General features: G+C 69.2%; 20 protein-coding genes. 8 read left to right on the top strand and 12 right to left on the bottom strand.

The window, feature by feature from the left end; all coding sequences use genetic code 11:
- The first annotated feature begins 77 nt into the window (after window positions 1-77).
- Window positions 78-1,055: an NADPH:quinone oxidoreductase family protein gene (locus CKW34_RS00825; RefSeq protein ID WP_059382090.1), complete on the top strand. Its 978-nt coding sequence runs from the start codon at window positions 78-80 to the stop codon at window positions 1,053-1,055.
- A 10-nt stretch (window positions 1,056-1,065) separates the two neighbouring features.
- Entirely contained in the window at window positions 1,066-1,845 is a 780-nt protein-coding gene (locus CKW34_RS00820) for an enoyl-CoA hydratase (protein ID WP_059382089.1), read from the top strand.
- A 61-nt stretch (window positions 1,846-1,906) separates the two neighbouring features.
- Here the strand turns inward: CKW34_RS00820 and CKW34_RS00815 are convergent, their stop codons facing one another.
- On the bottom strand, window positions 1,907-2,482 hold the full coding sequence (locus tag CKW34_RS00815) for a TetR/AcrR family transcriptional regulator (RefSeq protein WP_059382088.1): 576 nt from the start codon (window positions 2,480-2,482) through the stop codon (window positions 1,907-1,909).
- A gap of 70 nt (window positions 2,483-2,552) precedes the next feature.
- Here CKW34_RS00815 and CKW34_RS00810 point away from each other — a divergent pair, with 70 nt between their 5' ends.
- The gene (locus CKW34_RS00810; protein WP_059382087.1) at window positions 2,553-3,131 is read left to right on the top strand and encodes a dihydrofolate reductase family protein; all 579 of its coding nucleotides are present in this window, start codon (window positions 2,553-2,555) and stop codon (window positions 3,129-3,131) included.
- Window positions 3,132-3,169: 38 nt separating this feature from the next.
- On the opposite strand, the gene CKW34_RS00805 is transcribed toward CKW34_RS00810, so the two are convergent.
- From CKW34_RS00805 to CKW34_RS00790, 4 genes are all read right to left on the bottom strand, one after another.
- Complete coding sequence (locus CKW34_RS00805) at window positions 3,170-3,805, bottom strand: TetR/AcrR family transcriptional regulator (RefSeq protein ID WP_059382086.1); 636 nt, start codon at window positions 3,803-3,805, stop codon at window positions 3,170-3,172.
- A gap of 93 nt (window positions 3,806-3,898) precedes the next feature.
- Window positions 3,899-4,561, bottom strand: a complete 663-nt coding sequence (locus CKW34_RS00800) for a histidine phosphatase family protein (protein WP_174479609.1) — start codon at window positions 4,559-4,561, stop codon at window positions 3,899-3,901.
- A 2-nt stretch (window positions 4,562-4,563) separates the two neighbouring features.
- Window positions 4,564-5,490 carry a prephenate dehydratase gene (gene pheA / locus CKW34_RS00795; RefSeq protein WP_059382085.1) on the bottom strand — a complete coding sequence of 309 codons (927 nt, stop codon included), beginning with the start codon at window positions 5,488-5,490 and terminating at the stop codon, window positions 4,564-4,566.
- Window positions 5,491-5,564: 74 nt separating this feature from the next.
- Window positions 5,565-6,227, bottom strand: coding sequence for a hypothetical protein (locus CKW34_RS00790; RefSeq protein WP_059382084.1), 663 nt, complete (start codon window positions 6,225-6,227; stop codon window positions 5,565-5,567).
- Window positions 6,228-6,335: 108 nt separating this feature from the next.
- Between CKW34_RS00790 and CKW34_RS00785 the strand changes: the two genes are divergently transcribed.
- Complete coding sequence (locus tag CKW34_RS00785) at window positions 6,336-7,103, top strand: DUF2470 domain-containing protein (RefSeq protein WP_059382083.1); 768 nt, start codon at window positions 6,336-6,338, stop codon at window positions 7,101-7,103.
- Between the two features lie 35 nt (window positions 7,104-7,138).
- Here CKW34_RS00785 and CKW34_RS00780 read toward each other — a convergent pair whose 3' ends face one another.
- Window positions 7,139-8,440: an MFS transporter gene (locus CKW34_RS00780; protein WP_059382082.1), complete on the bottom strand. Its 1,302-nt coding sequence runs from the start codon at window positions 8,438-8,440 to the stop codon at window positions 7,139-7,141.
- A gap of 194 nt (window positions 8,441-8,634) precedes the next feature.
- Between CKW34_RS00780 and CKW34_RS00775 the strand changes: the two genes are divergently transcribed.
- From CKW34_RS00775 to CKW34_RS00765, 3 genes are all read left to right on the top strand, one after another.
- On the top strand, window positions 8,635-9,441 hold the full coding sequence (locus tag CKW34_RS00775; protein ID WP_059382081.1) for a CPBP family intramembrane glutamic endopeptidase: 807 nt from the start codon (window positions 8,635-8,637) through the stop codon (window positions 9,439-9,441).
- Window positions 9,442-9,643: 202 nt separating this feature from the next.
- Window positions 9,644-10,879: an LCP family protein gene (locus tag CKW34_RS00770; RefSeq protein ID WP_229579936.1), complete on the top strand. Its 1,236-nt coding sequence runs from the start codon at window positions 9,644-9,646 to the stop codon at window positions 10,877-10,879.
- Window positions 10,880-11,019: 140 nt separating this feature from the next.
- Entirely contained in the window at window positions 11,020-11,565 is a 546-nt protein-coding gene (locus CKW34_RS00765; protein ID WP_226950097.1) for a ferritin, read from the top strand.
- A gap of 84 nt (window positions 11,566-11,649) precedes the next feature.
- On the opposite strand, the gene CKW34_RS00760 is transcribed toward CKW34_RS00765, so the two are convergent.
- The 4 genes from CKW34_RS00760 to CKW34_RS00745 all read right to left on the bottom strand — a co-directional run bounded on the left by CKW34_RS00760 (window position 11,650) and on the right by CKW34_RS00745 (window position 14,787).
- Entirely contained in the window at window positions 11,650-12,567 is a 918-nt protein-coding gene (locus CKW34_RS00760) for a DUF5926 family protein (RefSeq protein ID WP_059382079.1), read from the bottom strand.
- A gap of 62 nt (window positions 12,568-12,629) precedes the next feature.
- The gene (locus CKW34_RS00755) at window positions 12,630-13,400 is read right to left on the bottom strand and encodes a glycerophosphodiester phosphodiesterase (protein ID WP_059382078.1); all 771 of its coding nucleotides are present in this window, start codon (window positions 13,398-13,400) and stop codon (window positions 12,630-12,632) included.
- Window positions 13,397-14,461, bottom strand: coding sequence for a DUF4328 domain-containing protein (locus CKW34_RS00750; RefSeq protein ID WP_059382077.1), 1,065 nt, complete (start codon window positions 14,459-14,461; stop codon window positions 13,397-13,399). Before CKW34_RS00750 ends, CKW34_RS00755 begins: the two co-directional genes overlap by 4 nt.
- Window positions 14,461-14,787: a rhodanese-like domain-containing protein gene (locus CKW34_RS00745; RefSeq protein WP_059382076.1), complete on the bottom strand. Its 327-nt coding sequence runs from the start codon at window positions 14,785-14,787 to the stop codon at window positions 14,461-14,463. Before CKW34_RS00745 ends, CKW34_RS00750 begins: the two co-directional genes overlap by 1 nt.
- A gap of 258 nt (window positions 14,788-15,045) precedes the next feature.
- Here CKW34_RS00745 and CKW34_RS00740 point away from each other — a divergent pair, with 258 nt between their 5' ends.
- A complete protein-coding gene (locus CKW34_RS00740) occupies window positions 15,046-15,981 on the top strand; it encodes an LLM class F420-dependent oxidoreductase (RefSeq protein ID WP_059382075.1) in 936 nt (311 codons plus the stop codon).
- Window positions 15,982-15,996: 15 nt separating this feature from the next.
- Here CKW34_RS00740 and CKW34_RS00735 read toward each other — a convergent pair whose 3' ends face one another.
- Complete coding sequence (locus CKW34_RS00735) at window positions 15,997-16,587, bottom strand: Rv1733c family protein (protein WP_226950033.1); 591 nt, start codon at window positions 16,585-16,587, stop codon at window positions 15,997-15,999.
- 156 nt (window positions 16,588-16,743) lie between these two features.
- On the bottom strand, window positions 16,744-17,412 hold the full coding sequence (gene msrA / locus CKW34_RS00730) for a peptide-methionine (S)-S-oxide reductase MsrA (RefSeq protein WP_059382073.1): 669 nt from the start codon (window positions 17,410-17,412) through the stop codon (window positions 16,744-16,746).
- Window positions 17,413-17,421: the final 9 nt, after the last annotated feature.

The raw sequence follows: 17,421 nt of genomic DNA, 5'->3' as shown, positions 1-17,421 counted from the left end.
TCAATGGTGCCTGAGAGCTAGCGCACGCTAAGCGACTCTGATAGTGATGGATCACGACCCGAGTCGAGGAGACGCCCGTGCGCGCAGCGCAATTGACCGAACACGCCGGCCCCGACGCCGTCCGCGTGACCGACATCCCCGAACCCGAGGCGGGCGACTCGCTCGTCCTCGTCGACCTGTACGCCGCCGGCGTGTCCTTTCCCGACCTGCTGCAGACGACCGGCGGCTACCAGATGGTCCGGCCGCTGCCGTGCGTACTCGGCGCCGAAGGAGCGGGCATCGTCCGCAGTGCCCCCGAGGGCAGCGGACTCATCGCCGGACAACGCGTCGCCGTGCTGTCCATCGCCGGATCGTGGCAGCAGACCGTCGCACTGCCGCGCGAACTGGTCTTCCCGCTGCCCGACAACGTGTCGCTGACCGCGGGCGCCGGGATGCTCATGAACTACTTCACCGCGCACTTCGCGCTCGACGAACGCGCCCGGTACCGGGCCGGCGAGACCATCCTCGTCCACGGCGCGGCGGGTGGTCTCGGGGTGGCGTCGCTGCAGGTCGCCGCAGCGCTCGGACTGGAAACGATCGCGGTGGTGAGTACCGAGGAGAAAGCCGCGGTGGCCAAGGCCAACCGCGCGACCCACACCGTCCTCGCCGACGGTTTCAAGGACCGTGTCCTCGAACTGACCGGTGGTCGTGGGGTGGACATCGTGCTCGATCCCGTGGGCGGCGACCGGTTCACCGACAGCCTGCGCAGCCTCGCCCCTGGTGGGCGTGCCGTCGTTCTCGGTTTCACCGGTGGCAGCATCCCCACCGTGAAGGTCAATCGCCTTCTACTCAAGAACATCTCGGTCGTCGGCGCGGGATGGGGCGAGTACCTCCGCACCGACCCCGGCTACCCGGCGCGACAGTGGGCCGCGCTCGAACCGTTGCTGCACGACGGGGCGCTCGTCGTTCCCGAACCCACCCTCCATCCCCTCGACGATGCTCCGGCGGCACTGCGGTCGCTCGAGAACCGTTCCGCGACCGGCAAGGTCGCGCTCGACCTGACGTCCCGACCCTAGGAGAACAGTCATGACCGACGACCTGCCCGGTGTCGACGCCACCGTCGACGACGGCGTCCTGCGCGTCACCCTGAACCGACCCGCACGGATGAACGCCGTGAAGACCGAGACGCTCGACGCGATCGCTGACGCCTTCGAGAAGTACGCCGACGACGCCTCCGTCCGGGTCGCGGTGCTCACCGGTGCCGGTCGCGCGTTCTGTTCGGGCGCCGACCTCTCCGGACGCGACCTGAGCGCGCCGCCCTCCGCCGACACGATCGATGCCGCCAACCGCACGGTTGCCGCGATCCGGGCCTTCCCCCGTCCGGTCGTCGGCGCGGTGAACGGCCCGGCTGCGGGAGTCGGTGTATCACTCGCTCTCGCATGCGATCTCACCGTCGCGAAGGAGTCGGGTTACTTCCTGCTGGCCTTCACCCGGGTCGGGCTGATGCCGGACGGCGGTGCATCCGCGCTCGTCGCCGCATCGATCGGTCGTGCGCGGGCATTGAAGATGGCCCTGCTCGCCGAGCGGCTTCCGGCCGGCGAGGCATTGGCCTCCGGGCTCATCGCGGACGTCTACGCGGACGAGGAATTCGACGGTGCCGTCGAGACTCTCGTGCAGCGACTCGCCGACGGCCCGTCGATGGCCTTCGCATCGACGAAGAACGCGATCAACGACGCAACGCTCACCGAACTCGACAACGCCTTCACCCGCGAGCGCGAGGGGCAGCTCGTCCTGCTCGGCAGTGCCGACTTCACCGAGGGTGTGACGGCCTTCCAGGAGAAGCGCACCGCGAACTTCCGTCGCTGAGCCGTCGACGATTTCGGTGGATCCGACCCCGCTGAGCGGGGTCGGATCCACCGAAGTCTTTTCAGGCGTCGGGGATCACGCGTTCGACAGCGGCTCGCACCAGTTCCGCGACACGGTTCTCGTCGACGATCCCGGGGAGGGTGAGACGGTCGAGGACGAGCCAGTTCAGCGCGAGATAGAGCAGCACCACGGCGTCCTCGTCACCCGGTAGGCCGGAGTGCCGGTAGTTGGCGATGTTGAAATCCAGGTCGGCGCGCACCCGCTCGGTGAGCAGGGCCTGCAGTTCGGGTCGCCGGGTGGCTTCGAGGCGTAGTTCGAGGAGCGCGAGATAGCCGGCGCGGAACCGGGTGAGCCGTCCGACCACCTCCGTCATCAGCTCGATCATGGATTCGCGGGTCTGCGGCGCCTGCGACTGCGCCATGACCTCCTCGGCCGGCACGAGCCGCTCGTAGTAGCGGTGACCCACCTGGACGAGCAGGTCGTCGCGGTTGGCGAAGTAGTTCGACGCCGTCCCCGTCGGAACCCCGGCCTCCTTGTCCACCGCGCGGAAGGTCAGCCCGCGCGCACCGTCGCGCGCCAGCACCTCGATCGAGGCATCCAACAAGGCCTGTCGCCGTTCCGGATTCGTGCGAACCACTTGACACCACTCCATATGTAGTACTACGTTCAAACCACTTCACTCATAGTACTACGAATGGTGGTCGAAGATGCGAAAGCTCGTCTACTACGTGGCAGTGACCCTCGACGGCTACATCGCCGGCCCGAACGGGGAGTACGACTTCTATCCGATCTGCGACGACATGGCTGCGGCGATGAGCGCGAGATATCCCGAAGCCGTCCCCACCGCGTTCCGGGAACATGTCGGCATTCCCGTCGATACGCCGAACAAGGAATGGGACACAGTGATCATGGGGCGCGGCGCCTACGAACCGGCCCGGTCGCAGGGCATCGTCAGTCCCTACTCCCACCTGACGCAGTACATCGTCTCGCGCACCCTCGCGCCGGTCGACGACCCACAGGTCCGGATCGTCGACACCGATCCGGTCGAGCTCGTCCGCACGCTGAAAGCGGAGGAGGGAATGGACATCTGGCTCTGCGGTGGCGGCAACATCGCAGGGCAGCTCGTCGACGAGATCGACCGGCTGGTGCTCAAGAGCTATCCGGTGCTCGCGGGCGACGGCATCCCGGCGCTGTCGGGCAACTTCGTCCCCACGCGATTCGACGTCACCGCGCGCGAGGAGTTCAGCAACGGCACGCAGGTCACCTGGCTCGACCGCCGCCTCTGAAGTCCGACCGACACCGCAGTCCGACCGGGATCGGGCCGTCAGACCCCGACGGTCTTGAGGGCGATGCCGACGTACTTCTGCGCGACGGCCTCGGGGCTGAGCGTTCCCTCCGCGTGGTACCAGCGCGGGATCGACTGGCACATGCCGAGCAGGGCACGCGTGGTCTCGGCAGGATCGTCCACGTCGAACACTCCCGCGGCGACGCCCTCCTCGACGATCTGCCGCACCAACTGCTCGACGCCCTTGCGCACCGCGCGGTAGCGCTGGCGGTTCTCCGGGCTCAGGTAGCGGGCCTCACCCTCGAGCGCGGCGAGGCGTGCGCGCATGGTCATGCGCAACACGATCGCTTCGATGACGTTCGACAGCCTGCGCACCGGGTCGCCGTCGGCATCCTCGGCGGCGGCGTGCGCCCGGGAGAGCACGTCGCTGGTCGAGAGCTCGAGAAGGGCGATGAGCAGCCCTTCCTTGTTCTCGTGGTGGTAGTAGAGCGCCGGGACGGTGACGCCGACGCGGCGCGCGATCTCCCGCACCGAGGTGCCGTGGAAGCCGGTCTCGTAGAAGGCGTCGAGGGCAGCGGTGAGGATGGGGCTGAGCTGCATCGGTTCGAGGATGCGCCAGTCCGGGATCGCCTCACCGTTGGTGAGGGTGTCGGCCCCGTCGCTCGAAGCACCCATGAAACCGCACCTACCTACCGATCGCTACTTCTATACGGACGCCCCGAGGATACCCGTATGTTTTGCGGTCGAAGGATCGGAAGGTGGGCGGTATCACCCCATCGGATCGTCGGCACCGCCGCGCGCGGTGTCGTGGAAGGGCGCGAGGAAGGTTCCCCAGCGCACGCACTCCCATCCGCCGCCGGCCACCGGCACCAGTTCGACCGTCTCGGTGTTGGCCAGGTGGTTGGTGATGGCGAAGCCGGACGGCACCTTCCCGAGGTAGGCGCCGACGAGCCGGATGGCGGCACCGTGACTGACGACCACGACGTCGCCCGAACCGGCGTCGAGATAGTCGCTGCGCAGCGAGTCGAGGACGGGTAGATACCGGTCGAGCACGTCGAGCGCCGACTCACCGCCCGGGACCCGCGCCCGCAGGTCGCCGCTGTGCCACTCCTCGTAGACCTTCATGAACAGCTTGTGCGACTCCTCGTCGCTGCGGTCCTCGAGCTCGCCGACCTGCACCTCGTGCACGCCCTCGCGGACGATCGTCTCGAGCGAGACCGCCGGTGCCGCGTGCTCGGCCGTCTGCCGGGCGCGAAGTGCCTGTGAGGCGACGAGCAGCGACGGCGCGCGTTCGACGAGGTTCTTGCCGAGCGTGCGGGCCTGTTCGACGCCGAGCTCGGTGAGCTCCGCCCCGGGGAGTTTCGTGTCGAGCCTCCGCGCGACGTTCGCCACCGTCTGGCCGTGCCGGGCCAGGATCAATCTGCCGCTCACCGTCAGTCCTCTCCGCGCCGCAGTCGGTCGAGCCACCGCGCATCATCGTCGTCCGACACGGGTGGGACACCGTGTTCGGACACAGCGGGCCACGATCCGAGGAACCGCACCTGCGCGAAGCGGTGCAGTCCCTGCAGCGCCTCGGCGACCAGCGCGTCGTCGATGTGACCCACACAGTCCAAGTGGAAGAAGTAGGTGCCGTATTCCCTGCGTGTCGGCCGGGACTCGATGCGGGACAGATCGATTCCGCGCGTGGAGAACTCGGTGATGGCGCGCACCAGTGAGCCGGGCTCGTTGGGGAGCTGCAGCACGACCGAGGTGCGGTCGACACCGGTGCGCTTCGGCACCGGCCGCGGCTGCGTGATGAGCACGAAGCGGGTGCGGGCACCCTCGAAGTCGGCGACCTTGTCGGCGAGCACGGACAGGCCGAGCCGCTCCCCGGCGAGTGCCGTGGACACCGCCGCGTCGACCTTGCCGGACGCGACGTCCTCGGCGGCTCCTGCGTTGGAGGCCGCGGTCACGACCTCGGCGTCGGGCAGGTGGTCCTCGATCCAGCGGCGCACCTGGGCCGCGGCCACCGGGTAGGCGCCGATCGTGCGGACCCGATCGCGGGTGATCCCTTCGCGGGTGACCACCGTGAACGCGATGTCGAGCTCGACCTCGGACACGATCTGCAGCCGCGGTCCGAGAGCCAGGGCGTCCATGGTGGGCGGCACCGATCCTTCGACCGAGCTCTCGATGGGGACGACGGCACCGTCGACCTTCCGGTCGCGCAGGAGTTGCAGGGCAGCAGGCGGGCTGGCGGCCGAGATGCGTTCGACGTCGGAGGACCCGTCGCCGAGCACGTCGAGTGCACCGAGGCTCTCGAAGCGGTCGAGGGCCATCTCGGTGAACGTTCCCGACGGTCCGAAATAGGCGATACGTGGCACGTGTACGAGGTTACGCATCGGCCGTGACCGGAAGGCGGACTCTGCGTGAACCGCGCCCGAGCGATGGGTCCGCGTCAGCCCGCGCTGAGCCCGAGCCCCGCGAGTTCCCGGACGACGGCGTCGGTGTCGTCGACCTCGACGACCAGCAGGATCTCCCGCACCGCCGCGGCGGCCTCCGGTACGAGTCGCCGGAGCCGGGCCACGTCGGGAGTCCCGAGGGCTTCGCGGACGTCGAAACCGCTCAGCGCTGCGACGGTGACGGAGAGCAGGGCGACGACGTCGTCGGTGCCGGTCGCGCGGGCGGCGTAACCGGTGTCGGCGTGGGCTAGGACGGAGAGGAAGTCGGCGACGGCGTCACCCCCGCGACCTGCGGTCAGGCCGGGGATGTGACCGGCCTCGGTGAGCGCGCGGGCTGCGTCGGCGAGCGCGGCGTCGGGCACGTGCGGGTAGACGACCAGCGGTGCCGGCGCGGTGGTCGCGAGAACGTCCTCGAGGTCCTCGGCGGTGCAGTCGACCTGGTACCGGACCGGACGCCACCCGGCGGGCGAGGGGAGTTCGGCCGAGGCGTCGAGTTCGACGACGAGTTCGCGGGTCGGTGATCCGGTGACGGCAGCGGCCGGGACGATCGGCGGGGCGAGTGTGCGGCCGGTCGCGGCGAGGGCGTCGGTGAGGCTGTCGTGCCGGTGTGTGAGCAGCGCGTCGAGCAGTCCGCGGGGCTCGTCGCGGGACGGCGGCATTCCGAGGGGAAGTGGGATCGGCACCGATCCAGGCTACCGACGGACCACTTGCGACCGCGATCACAATGACTTAGGTTTGCCTCACCTACATCGAGAAGGAGGGTTGGCATGCAGACCACCACATCCGTCATCCCCGCGCCGACCACGGCCGAACGCGTACGCACCGCCCTCATCCGCGCCGACACGACCCAGCTCGCGATCGACGGCTGCGATCCGCTCCCCACCTCGGTCCACCACCTCCTCGACGACGGACAGGTCGCCGTGGTGGTCGCCGACGACAGCCTTCCCGTCGCGCTCGCCTGGCAGGCCGGCAACGCGGGCATCCCCGCGATGCTCGAACTCACCGACCACTCCCCGATCGCCCTGCGCAATCCGGTCCGCTCGCTCATCTGGCTCAGCGGCACCCTGCGCCCGGTGGAACATCCGCGCCGGCTCGCCGCCGAGATCGCGGAGATCCTCCCGCACCCCGAACTCCTCGACGTCGGACACCGCTCCGAACTGCTGTGCCTGACGCTCGACTCCGTCGTCGCCGCCGACACCACCGGGGCCGAAGCCGTCGACGTCACCGCCATCCTCGACGCCGCACCCGACCCGTTCGCCGCACTCGAGACCGAGTGGCTCCAGCACCTCGAAGAGGACCACGCCGACATCGTGCGGCAGATCGCGCGCCGTATCCCGCCCGCGCACCGCAGCGGACGGATCCGCCCCATCGGCCTCGACCGCTACGGGCTACGCTTGCGCGTCGAGTCCGAAGGCGACGACCACGACGTCCGGATCCCCTTCCACGAACCGGTCGACGATCCCGCCGCCCTGGGCCGAGCACTGCGCCTGCTCGTCGGCTGCCCGTTCCGCAACGGACTGCCGCCGCGCACCTGAGCGGTGCGCGGCGGCAGGAATCCGAACTGTATCGATCAGATCTTGTGCAGGTCGATACCCTTCGTCTCCTTCATGATCAGCGCGGCGATGCCCGTCGCGACGCACAGCGCCATGATGTAGACCCCGAAGATCCAACCGATGTCCCAGCTGGTCAGCAGCTGGTTCAGGTAGGGCGCGGTGCCACCGAAGACTGCCACCGAGAAGGAGTACGCGAACCCGATGGCCTGGGTACGCAGGCGGGTCGGGAAGCTCTCCGAGAGGGTGCACGACAGGATCGCGCCCGGGACCGACACGATGAGCAGGGCGACGGTAGTCGCCACGAGCAGCGTCCACCCGGCCGACGTGATCATCGACGTCAGCGGGATCTGCAGCGCGAACATGAGGACCGCGAAGCCGCCGAGCATCGGGCGCCGGCCGATCCGGTCGGACAGCCGACCCCAGAAGGGCAGCGAGACCAGCGCGATGACCTGGGCGATGACGAGCATCCAGTAGGCGGTGTCGGCGTCCATGCCCTTCTGCGTGATCGCGTACGTCGAGACGTACGAGGTCCAGGTGTAGTGCGCCGCCGTGACGCCCGAGGTCATGCCGATCATCAGCAGGATCGCACGCACGACCACCTTGCGCGGGATGCGCGGTTCGTCGACCCGGGTCTCCTGCTGGTCGAAGACCTCGCTCTCCTCCATGCTGCGTCGCAGGTAGAGGGCGAACAGTGCCAGGAAGAAGCCGAGGAGGAACGGCACGCGCCATCCCCATTCGCCCACGGCGCTCTCGGAGAGCGTCGAGGTGACCGCTCCGCCGATCGTGTACGCGAGCACGGAACCACCGAAGATCGCGACGAAGGCGACGCTGCCCCACATGCCGCGGCGATGCGGCGGCGCGATCTCGCTGACGTACGAGTAGGCGGTCGCCGACTCACCACCGTGCGCGAAGCCCTGCACCACGCGGGCGAGCAACAGGAGCACCGACGCCCACACGCCGATCGACGAGTAGGTGGGCATGAGCCCGATGACGAGGCTGCCGCCGGCCATCATGAGCATGGTCGTGACGAGCACGAACTTGCGGCCGCGTTTGTCGGCGATGCGGCCGAACACGATGCCGCCGAGCGGTCGCATCAGGAATCCGACGGCGAAGACCGCGAGTGTGGACAGCAGCGCCGAGACCGGATTGTCGCTGTTGAACATCGCTGCGGCGATGAACGGAGCGAACACCGCGTAGGCGCTCCACTCGTACCACTCCAGGATGTTGCCCACGGAGCTGGCGAGAAGAGACTTCTTCTTCGATGCCAGAGTCACCGAAGTTGGTGCCGCTGGATTCTTCTCAGGTGTTTCGATGTTCATGTCCCTACTTCCGGGTCGCAGACTTCCCCTGGCCCACAGGCCCCTATCCGCGCCCGAGCGATCGATCGGTCGGGCGTTCTGAAGTGTGATGGGTCACAAGGACCGCTGTCAAATTGGACACATCACTGCGAGCCGGCGGATCGCCTCTCCGCTGCGACGGACCAGACCACGCGCGGTCCGGCACAATCGCTCCGGTGACGACCCTCCGCGACTGGCTGCGGCCCTCATCCCGCAACCCCGAGCCGCCCCTCGACCCCGCCGAACGCCGCGCGCTGTGGATCGAGATCACCATCGTCCTGCTCGTCACCTTCGGCCTGAGCGGGATCTCGTCGATCCTGTCGCTGGCCGAAGCGGCACTGGCACCGGAACCGCTGTCGGATCAGACCGTCGCCCTGAACACGCCGCGCTCGTCGCAGGGGTTCATCGATCTCGCCCGTCAACTCCTCGGCATCGTGCGTCTGCTCGCCTGGGGCGCCCTCGGCCTGTACCTGCTTTGGCGCAGCGGCGTCGGACCGCGACTCGCAGGTCTCGCCCGACCGGGTCTGCGACGGGACCTGCTGCCCGGCATGGGTCTGGCCGCCCTGATCGGGCTCCCCGGCCTGGTGTTGTACCTGGTGGCGCGCGCGGCCGGCCTGAACCTGACGGTCGCACCGAGTCTGCTCGAGGACTACTGGTGGCGACTGCCCACCGAGGTGCTGTGGGCGATCGCCAACTCCGGCGCGGAGGAGATCCTGGTCGTCGCCTACCTCCTCACCCGCCTGCGGCAGCTCGGTTGGTCGGAGAACTCGTCGTTGCTCGCCTCCGCTCTGCTGCGCGGCAGCTACCACCTCTACCAGGGCGTCGGCGGCGGGTTCGGCAACGTCGTCATGGGTCTGGTCTTCGGACGGTACTGGCAGCGAACCGGCCGGTTGTGGCCGCTCGTGATCGCCCACGCGCTCATCGACACCATCGCCTTCGTGGGCTACCAAGCACTGAGGGGCCACGTCTCCTGGCTGCCCTGAACGTAGAGTTGTCCGGGTGAACGGCGACCCTCGCGACCCTCGGAACCGGCCGCGGCCTCCGCAGGGACCTCCCCCGCAGGGCCCACCTCCCCGGCGGGCAGCACAGCCGAACCCGCAGCGCGGGGTACCGCCACAACGACCCGCCGGACCGCCCCCGTCACAGCGCCGGGGTGCTCCTCCGCCGTCCCCCGAGGGCACCCAGGTGCTCCGGCGCGACGGACGGCCGCAGTCACCGCAGGCGTGGTCGCAGGCACCCGCCCCGAACTACCGGCCCGCGCAGGCTCCGCGGCAGGACCGGCAGCAACCGCCCCCGCAGCAACGACGCGACTGGGCACCGACGCAGCGACCCGAACGGATCGCCGAGCCCGCCCCGAACCGTCGCCCGCCGCGCGGGAGCACACCACCGCCCGCACCCCCGCGACGCCCCGCGGCACCGCCTTCACGACCGGGCCCGCCCTCACGACCGGCACCGCGACGGCCGCTCGGTGCCCGGCGCATCCTGCGGCGGCTCGCGATCGTCCTGGTCGTGCTCGTCGTCGCGATGGGCGCGAGCATGGTCTACCTCGACGGCAAGCTCGCGCGCGTCGATGCGCTCGCCGATTACGACGGCCGTGTCGGCGACACCCGCGGCACGAACTGGTTGCTCGTCGGCTCCGACAGCCGGGTGGGACTCACCCCCGAGCAGGAGCAGGAACTCGCGACCGGCGGGGAGGTCGGCGCCGACCGCACCGACACGGTCCTGCTCGTCCACATCCCGCCCGGTGGGGGCGCCACGACGATGGTCTCCCTGCCCCGCGACTCCTACGTGAGTGTCCCGGGCTTCGGTCAGGACAAGCTCAACGCGTCGTTCGCGCTGGGCGGGCCGCAGTTGCTCGTGCAGACGGTCGAGGGAGCCACGGGCGTGCACATCGACCACTACGCCGAGATCGGCTTCGGCGGGTTCGCATCGATCGTCGACGCTGTAGGCGGAGTCGACATCTGCGTGCCCTATCCGATCGACGACCCGCTCGCCGGGCTCAGGCTCGAAGCCGGATGCCAGGAGCTCAACGGAGCGCAGGCCCTGGGCTTCGTGCGTACGCGCGCCACCCCGCTCGCCGACCTGGACCGGATGAACAACCAGCGCCTGTTCCTGTCGGCGCTGCTGAGCAAGGCCACGAGCCCCGGCACCTTCCTGAACCCCTTCCGGGCGTGGTCGCTGATGTCGGGTGCGGCCGGATCGCTGCGGGTCGACGACGGCGACCACCTGTGGAACCTCGCGCGACTCGCGTGGGCGATGCGCGGCGAGACGATCACCACGACGGTTCCGGTGGGTGGATTCGAGGACGTCTACGGCATCGGCAACGTCCTGCTGTGGGATCGTGAGCGCGCCGTGCCGTTCTTCGGGGCCATCTCGGAGGGCGACCCGATCCCGCCGGAACTGCTCGCTCCGGCCCCCTGACGGACGCGGGAAATCGTTGTCGATCTTGGGGAAGGCTGTCCGAATTTTCCGTAGGGTAGCCGATGCTGTTTTGTCCAAGGGTAGCCAACGCTTGGATGAAAAGCGCGTTGACCTGCACTAACGTCGTGATCATGACGACGATGGGCGAAATGACCAAGACCAAGTTCCACACGCTGCTGCACGACCAGATCCGTCACGAGTTCACGGCGTCGCATCAGTACATCGCCATCGCGATCTTCTACGACAACACCGATCTCCCGCAGCTGGCGAAGCACTTCTACGCGCAGGCCGTCGAGGAGCGCAACCACGCCATGATGATCGTCCAGTACTTCCTGGACCGCGACATGGCCGTCGACCTCACCGGCGTCGACGCGGTGCAGTCGATGTTCGAGGACGCCCGCGAGCCGATCGTGCTGGCCCTCGCCCAGGAGAAGAAGGTCACCGACCAGATCGTCGAGCTCGCCCGCACCGCGCGCGACGAGGGCGACTACCTCGGCGAGCAGTTCATGCAGTGGTTCCTGCAGGAGCAGGTCGAGGAGGTCGCGACGATGACGACCCTGCTGACCGTGGCCGACCGCGCCGGTTCCAACCTCTTCAACCTCGAGGACTTCGTGGCCCGCGAACTGAACTCGAAGGTGCGCGAGCCGCGCGGTAACGCCCCGCTCGCCGCCGGCGGCGCCATCTGATCGTTCCTCCATCCGGGGACAGCCCACCCGGAACGACGAAGGCCACCTCCCGCAGGAGGTGGCCTTCGTGCTGTCGTGGGAAGGTCAGCGCAGGGTGACCTGGCGGCTGCGCAGGCCGTCGCGCGACCGGCGCTCGGCGGCGGTGAGCGGCTCGTCCACGGCCAGAGCCTCCTCGAGACGCTGCCCGAACTCGATCGTCGGGGCGACCCACTCGTCGGGGTGCTTCTCGCGGTCGAGGTCGAAGACCGGCACCAGCAGACCGTGGGTGCGGAACGAACCGGCGAACCGCGAACCCTCACCGAGATGCAGACCGCCCGCCGCGTGCACGCGCGACAACGCAGCCATCAGCGCGTCCTCGTCCTCGGGTCGCACCCAGCGCAGGTGCGCCTTCTCGCCCGGATCGACCCACCACGCGCCGCGGAGACCGTCGCCTTCGAGACGGGCCGACGGGAGCACGGCATCGTTCGCGTGCTTGACGGTGTGCGCGATCTCGGCACTCGGCTCGACACCGGCCGGGATCCACCAATCGAAGTCGTTGTGGACGGTGATCGTCGGCACGGCCGCCGGGTCGATCAGCTCGGCCAGCGGCGGGGTGTCGTCGTCCACGGTCGCGACCTGCAGCGACGAGCCCGGCTCGGCCGTGTGCGCCCAGTGCAGGGCCGCGGCCAGTTCACCCGCCGGGTCCGGCCCGAAGCCGGCGGCGAGCTGCAGGCCGACGTACGCGACCGGCGCACCGTTCTCCTCGCGGACCAGGGCCGCGACCCCGCCGGGCAGGATGGTCGCACCCACGACACGACGGCCGTCCGCGGCCGCGGGCAGCTCCGCGAGGGCCGACGGCACGAACTCGCGCAGTGCCACGAGGTCGCATTCGAAGGCGAGTCCTTCGAAGGGCCGGGACGTCGCGGCGGCCGCTGCTTCCCGCTCGAGCCGACGCTGCTCGAGCTTCGCGGCGCGATTGTTGCCGGGCTTGGGTCCGCTGTTTCTCTTGCTCTTCTTGGCCACGGCGTCAAACTACACGGCGGCCTGTGCCGGGATGTCGAGGTCGCGAGACCGGGCGGGGGTGCTCACCGATCGAAGGCGTCGAGCTGCAGCTTGGTGCGACCGGGATGATTGGTGGCGACCCACTCGACACCCAGCTCGCGGCACAGCTCGACGTCGGCGGGGTCGTCGACGGTCCAGCAGTAGGTGGCCCGGCCCGACAGCGCGGCCCGGTCGACGAGATCGCGGTGCTCGCGCAGCGTCGCGATCGACGGGCCGACGGCCGTCGCGCCGACGGTGGTGGCGGCGCTGCCGCGCAGGTAGCGCGAGGTCTCCCCCAGCAGCACGGTGGGCAGCAGCGGCGCGGCCCGGCGGATGCGCCAGACGGCGCCGGCCGCGAACGACATCACCACCACCCGGGAGAAATCGGCCGACGCCGGGGTCGCGAGACCGAAGCGGGCCAGTTCGGCGAGCAGTTTGCTCTCCACGAGACCGCCGTAGCGGACGGGATGCTTGGTCTCGACGAAGACCTTCACCGGGACGCTCGTGAAGTCCATGACGAGTTCGAGCAGTTGCCGCAGGGTGAGCAGATCGGCGGGCTCGCCGGGGCGTCCGTAGTCGTACTGCGCGAGCTCGTCGAGGGTCATCTCGCTGACGACACCGGTGCCGTTCGAGGTGCGGTCGATCGTGCGGTCGTGCACGCACACCAGGTGACCGTCGCGGGTGAGCCGCACGTCGCACTCGACGCCGTCGGCGCCTTCCTTCAACGCGAGTTCGTAGGCGCCGATCGTGTGTTCCGGGAGCGCGGCGGACGCACCGCGATGCGCGACGACGCGGGGATGCGCGCTGCGGGTCACGGAGCCACCGCCTCGGCGCGCTCCTCGTCGTCTGCTCGTTCCGCGGCTCCGGCGGGTTCCTCCGGAGCGTCGTCCGGTTCCTCGCGGGCCTGCTGCTGTTCGCGCACGGCGGCGGGGACGATGGGCGCGATCGGCGACGAGGCCGGGCCGGTCGCATGGGTGAAGCGGTGCCGGCGCAACGGCCGCCCCCACAGGTCGGCGCCGTCGAACAGGCGCAGGACGTGCAGGGTGGACAGCGCGACGACCGCCCCGAGCGCCGCGAGGACGGCGGTGAGCAGGACGCCGTCGGCGCGGGCCTGCAGCGTGTCGCGCTGACGCCACGCGAGCAGCGCCACGACGAGCACGCCGTTGACCACCCACAGCACCCACCAGGTGCGGATCGCGCGGAGCAACCGCGGGTCGCGGTCGGCGATCTCGGTGAGGAAGACACCGGGCATCGCGAGGTTGAGGCCCGGAACGACGAGTCCCGCGAGGATGGACAGCGGCGACCGTGACTCGGCGAGACCACGCTCGGCGTAGATGTGCCGGCGCAGATCGACCAGCCGCAGCCCGGATGCGACCGCCGCGGCCAGCGCCACGACCGGGCCGACCACCTGGGTCGCCCATACCGCGGCATCCGACACCGCGAGCACGAGCGGGTCGACGAGGCGGGTCCGGTTGTACAGCAACACTCCGTACCGGACGGCTTCGGCGAGCGCCGCGAGGCCGAAGACGACGGCGGTGCCGACGAGCAGCGTCGGCGCGAGGTCGGCGGCGGTCTCGGTGCGGTCGGGTTCGACGTCCTCGTCGGGGAGCGGATCGAGCAGTCCCCAGAGGGGCATCTCGCGATAGGACGGGGTCTCGGCGGCCGGGCGCTCGTGCGCAGGCGACGTCGGTTCGGTCGTCGGAGCACCACCCGCGGGTCGCGCGACCCAGCGGAAGTTACGGCGCGACGGAGGAACCGACCCGTCGGGGGCGACGGGTGAGAGCAGCACACCGCGGCAGGCCGGGCACCACTGCCGCGGCTGATATGTCACGGGCCAGCGATTCTCACAGCGCACACAGATCTGATAGGCCGACATCAATAGATCTTTGCCGGTTCGTCGCGCTCGGAGACGAGCGGGAGTCCGTGCTTCTGCCACGCCACCATGCCGCCCGCGACCTGGAAGGTGTCGTACCCGATGCGGGCCAGGTACTCGACCGCTCCGAGGGAGCGGCCGCCCTGCCTGCAGATCACGTAGATCTCGGCGTCGGGGTCGAGTTCCTCGATGCGGGCGGGCACGTCGGCGAGCGGAATGTGCAGCGCGCCGGGGGCGTGTCCGAGTTCCCATTCGTCGTCCTCGCGGACGTCGAGGAGGACGACCTCGTCGCCGAGTTCGGGTACCAGGTCGACCGACACGGTGGGCACGTCGGAAAAGCTCACGTCTCAATAGTGGCACGCGGCGTGAACGGATGTGGGTGTGGTCGTACCGATCCTGTTCCGCAGGTGGGGCCGGTGGGTCTTCCACAACACTCCCCATCAACCCCATCTGCTGGAGTTATCCACAGTTTCCACAGGTTCATCAACAGGCCTATCCACGCATGGGGAATCACACTCGAGACATCTCACAGTCGACAAGCACCCGTCGATACCCCGCGCCGGTTCCGTCGCTGAAATGATCGGGGTATGGAATTACGCATCTTCACCGAACCCCAGCAGGGCGCCACCTACGACGACCTCCTCGCCGTCGCACAGACCGCGGAACGACTCGGCTACGGCGCGTTCTTCCGCTCCGACCACTATCTGGCCATGAACGTCGAGGGCCTGCCCGGTCCGACGGACGCATGGATCACGCTGGCCGGTCTCGCCCGCGACACCTCGACGATCCGCCTCGGCACGCTCGTCACCTCGGCGACCTTCCGCTACCCCGGCCCGCTCGCGGTCTCCGTCGCACAGGTCGACGCCATGAGCGGCGGACGCGTCGACTTCGGCTTCGGAGCCGGCTGGTTCGAGGAAGAGCACCTCGCCTACGGCATCCCCTTCCCTACGTTGAAGGAGCGGTTCGATCGCTTCGAGGAGTCCCTCGCAGTCATCACCGGCCTGTGGGACACCCCCGAGGGCGAGACGTTCTCGTACGAGGGCGAGCACGTGCGGATCGAGAACTCCCCCGCGCTGCCGAAGCCGTACCAGCGTCCCCACCCGCCGATCGTCATGGGCGGCGCGGGCAAGAAGCGCACGCCGGCACTGGCGGCGCGCTACGCCGACGAGTTCAACGTGCCGTTCAAGTCGCTGGACGAGACGAAGGTCCTGTTCGAGCGCGTGCGCTCGGCCTGCCGGGATGCCGGACGTGACCCCGAGGAACTGACCTACTCGAACGCACTCGTGCTGTGCTGCGGCCGGGACGAGGACGAGATCGCGCATCGCGCGGCACGGATCGGCCGCGAGGTCGACGAGCTGCGGGAGAACGGACTCGCGGGCACGCCGCAGGAGTTGATCGAGAAGATCCGCACTTTCGCGGAGGCCGGGACGCAGCGCATCTACCTGCAGGTTCTCGATCTCGCCGATCTCGAGCACCTCGAACTGGTCGCGAACGAGGTCATGCCCGCGGTCGCGGATCTCTGACGCGCGCCCAGCGGATCAGTGGCTGCTGGTGGAGCCGAGGAACGCTTCGATGTCCCGGCTCCACTCGCGGCTGCGCCGTACCTCGAGACGCCAGTGCGCGAGGGCGAACAGCCCGGCCGCGGCGGCGGCGGAGAACGTCCACAGCGACACTCCGGACAGCACTGCGGTGAACTTCGCGGCGGAGGTGGTCAGCGGGGCCTGCGTGTATTCGCCGGTGGTCGCGTCGACCCAGACCGGGACCTCGCTGCCCGCGGTCGCGAGACTGTCGACCTGGACGAGGGCGTGACGCGTCTCGTCTCCCCAGCCCCAGGTCGCGGGTGCCGAGGCGATCTTCACGGTCTCGCCCCATCCGGAGGAGTCGCTCAGGGCGTCGGCGTCGAGGACGGCGGTGACACTGACACGTTCGGCGTTCTGCTTCTCGGAGAGTTCGAGCTGGGAGCTCCACATGGTGGCGGAGACCCATACGGCGACGGGGACGAGGAGCGCCATCACGGCGATCATGAGGGTGAAGCAGCGCGCCTCGAGCCTGTCGGTGCGACGCACGAGCGGATCCCGCCTGCGCAGACTTCGCCGTGTGCGCCGCAGATACCCCGCTCTGGTCGTCATGTCGGCAAGCCGTCCCTTTCCCCCTCTGGAATGATCCCTTTTTCCAGGATGCGTCCGCTTTCGGGGAAGTTCAAGGAACGCCAACGCATCTCACACTCGCACTGCGAGTGGAGATGTGGTGCGCGCCACCGTCGCACCTGAGGCCGACGAGCGCCGTCAGGCGCCGAGGCCCACCGGGCAGCTCACACCGGTCGCGTGAACGGGGCAGTAGCCGTTGGGGTTCTTCGCGAGGTACTGCTGGTGGTAGTCCTCGGCGTAGTAGAACTGCGTCAGCGGTGCGATCTCCGTGGTGATCTGCCCGTATCCGGCGTCGTTCAGACGCTTGCCGAACGCTTCGGCCGTGGCTTCGGCGACCTCGATCTGCGTCTCGTCGTGGGTGTAGAGCGCCGAGCGGTACTGGGTGCCGTGGTCGTTGCCCTGTCTCATGCCCTGGGTGGGATCGTGGTTCTCCCAGAACTGCTGCAGGATGTGCTCGTAGCCGATCACCTTCGGGTCGAAGACGACGAGCACCACCTCGGTGTGCCCGGTCCGGCCGGAGCACACCTCCTCGTAGGTGGGGTTGGGCGTGTAACCGCCGGAAAAGCCGACCGCAGTCGAGTAGACGCCGTCGAGCTGCCAGAACTCCTTCTCGGCGCCCCAGAAGCAACCCATGCCGACCACTGCGGCCTGCAGGCCCTCGGGGAAGGGGGGAACGATGCGGTTGCCGTTGACGTAATGGGTCTCGGGGACGGGCAGCGGTTCGGCACGGCCGGGGAGCGCGTCCTCGCGCGTCACCATCTGCGACTTCGAACCTGCACGGGCGAGGATCTCGTCGAACCAGGACATGACCCGATG

Source organism: Rhodococcus rhodochrous, assembly GCF_900187265.1.
Lineage (GTDB): Bacteria > Actinomycetota > Actinomycetes > Mycobacteriales > Mycobacteriaceae > Rhodococcus > Rhodococcus rhodochrous.
Note: the sequence above shows the minus strand (reverse complement) of the source record. Positions and strands in the feature narration are given on the sequence as shown.

Coding starts and splice junctions, on each gene's coding strand:
- CKW34_RS00820 (WP_059382089.1), top strand. CDS start 1,066: ATGACCGACGACCTGCCCGGTGTCGACGCCACCGTCGACGACGGCGTC.
- CKW34_RS00810 (WP_059382087.1), top strand. CDS start 2,553: ATGCGAAAGCTCGTCTACTACGTGGCAGTGACCCTCGACGGCTACATC.
- CKW34_RS00805 (WP_059382086.1), bottom strand. CDS start 3,805: ATGGGTGCTTCGAGCGACGGGGCCGACACCCTCACCAACGGTGAGGCG.
- CKW34_RS00790 (WP_059382084.1), bottom strand. CDS start 6,227: ATGCCGCCGTCCCGCGACGAGCCCCGCGGACTGCTCGACGCGCTGCTC.
- CKW34_RS00785 (WP_059382083.1), top strand. CDS start 6,336: ATGCAGACCACCACATCCGTCATCCCCGCGCCGACCACGGCCGAACGC.
- CKW34_RS00780 (WP_059382082.1), bottom strand. CDS start 8,440: ATGAACATCGAAACACCTGAGAAGAATCCAGCGGCACCAACTTCGGTG.
- CKW34_RS00765 (WP_226950097.1), top strand. CDS start 11,020: ATGGGCGAAATGACCAAGACCAAGTTCCACACGCTGCTGCACGACCAG.
- CKW34_RS00750 (WP_059382077.1), bottom strand. CDS start 14,461: ATGTCGGCCTATCAGATCTGTGTGCGCTGTGAGAATCGCTGGCCCGTG.
- CKW34_RS00740 (WP_059382075.1), top strand. CDS start 15,046: ATGGAATTACGCATCTTCACCGAACCCCAGCAGGGCGCCACCTACGAC.
- CKW34_RS00735 (WP_226950033.1), bottom strand. CDS start 16,587: ATGACGACCAGAGCGGGGTATCTGCGGCGCACACGGCGAAGTCTGCGC.
- msrA (WP_059382073.1), bottom strand. CDS start 17,412: ATGTCCTGGTTCGACGAGATCCTCGCCCGTGCAGGTTCGAAGTCGCAG.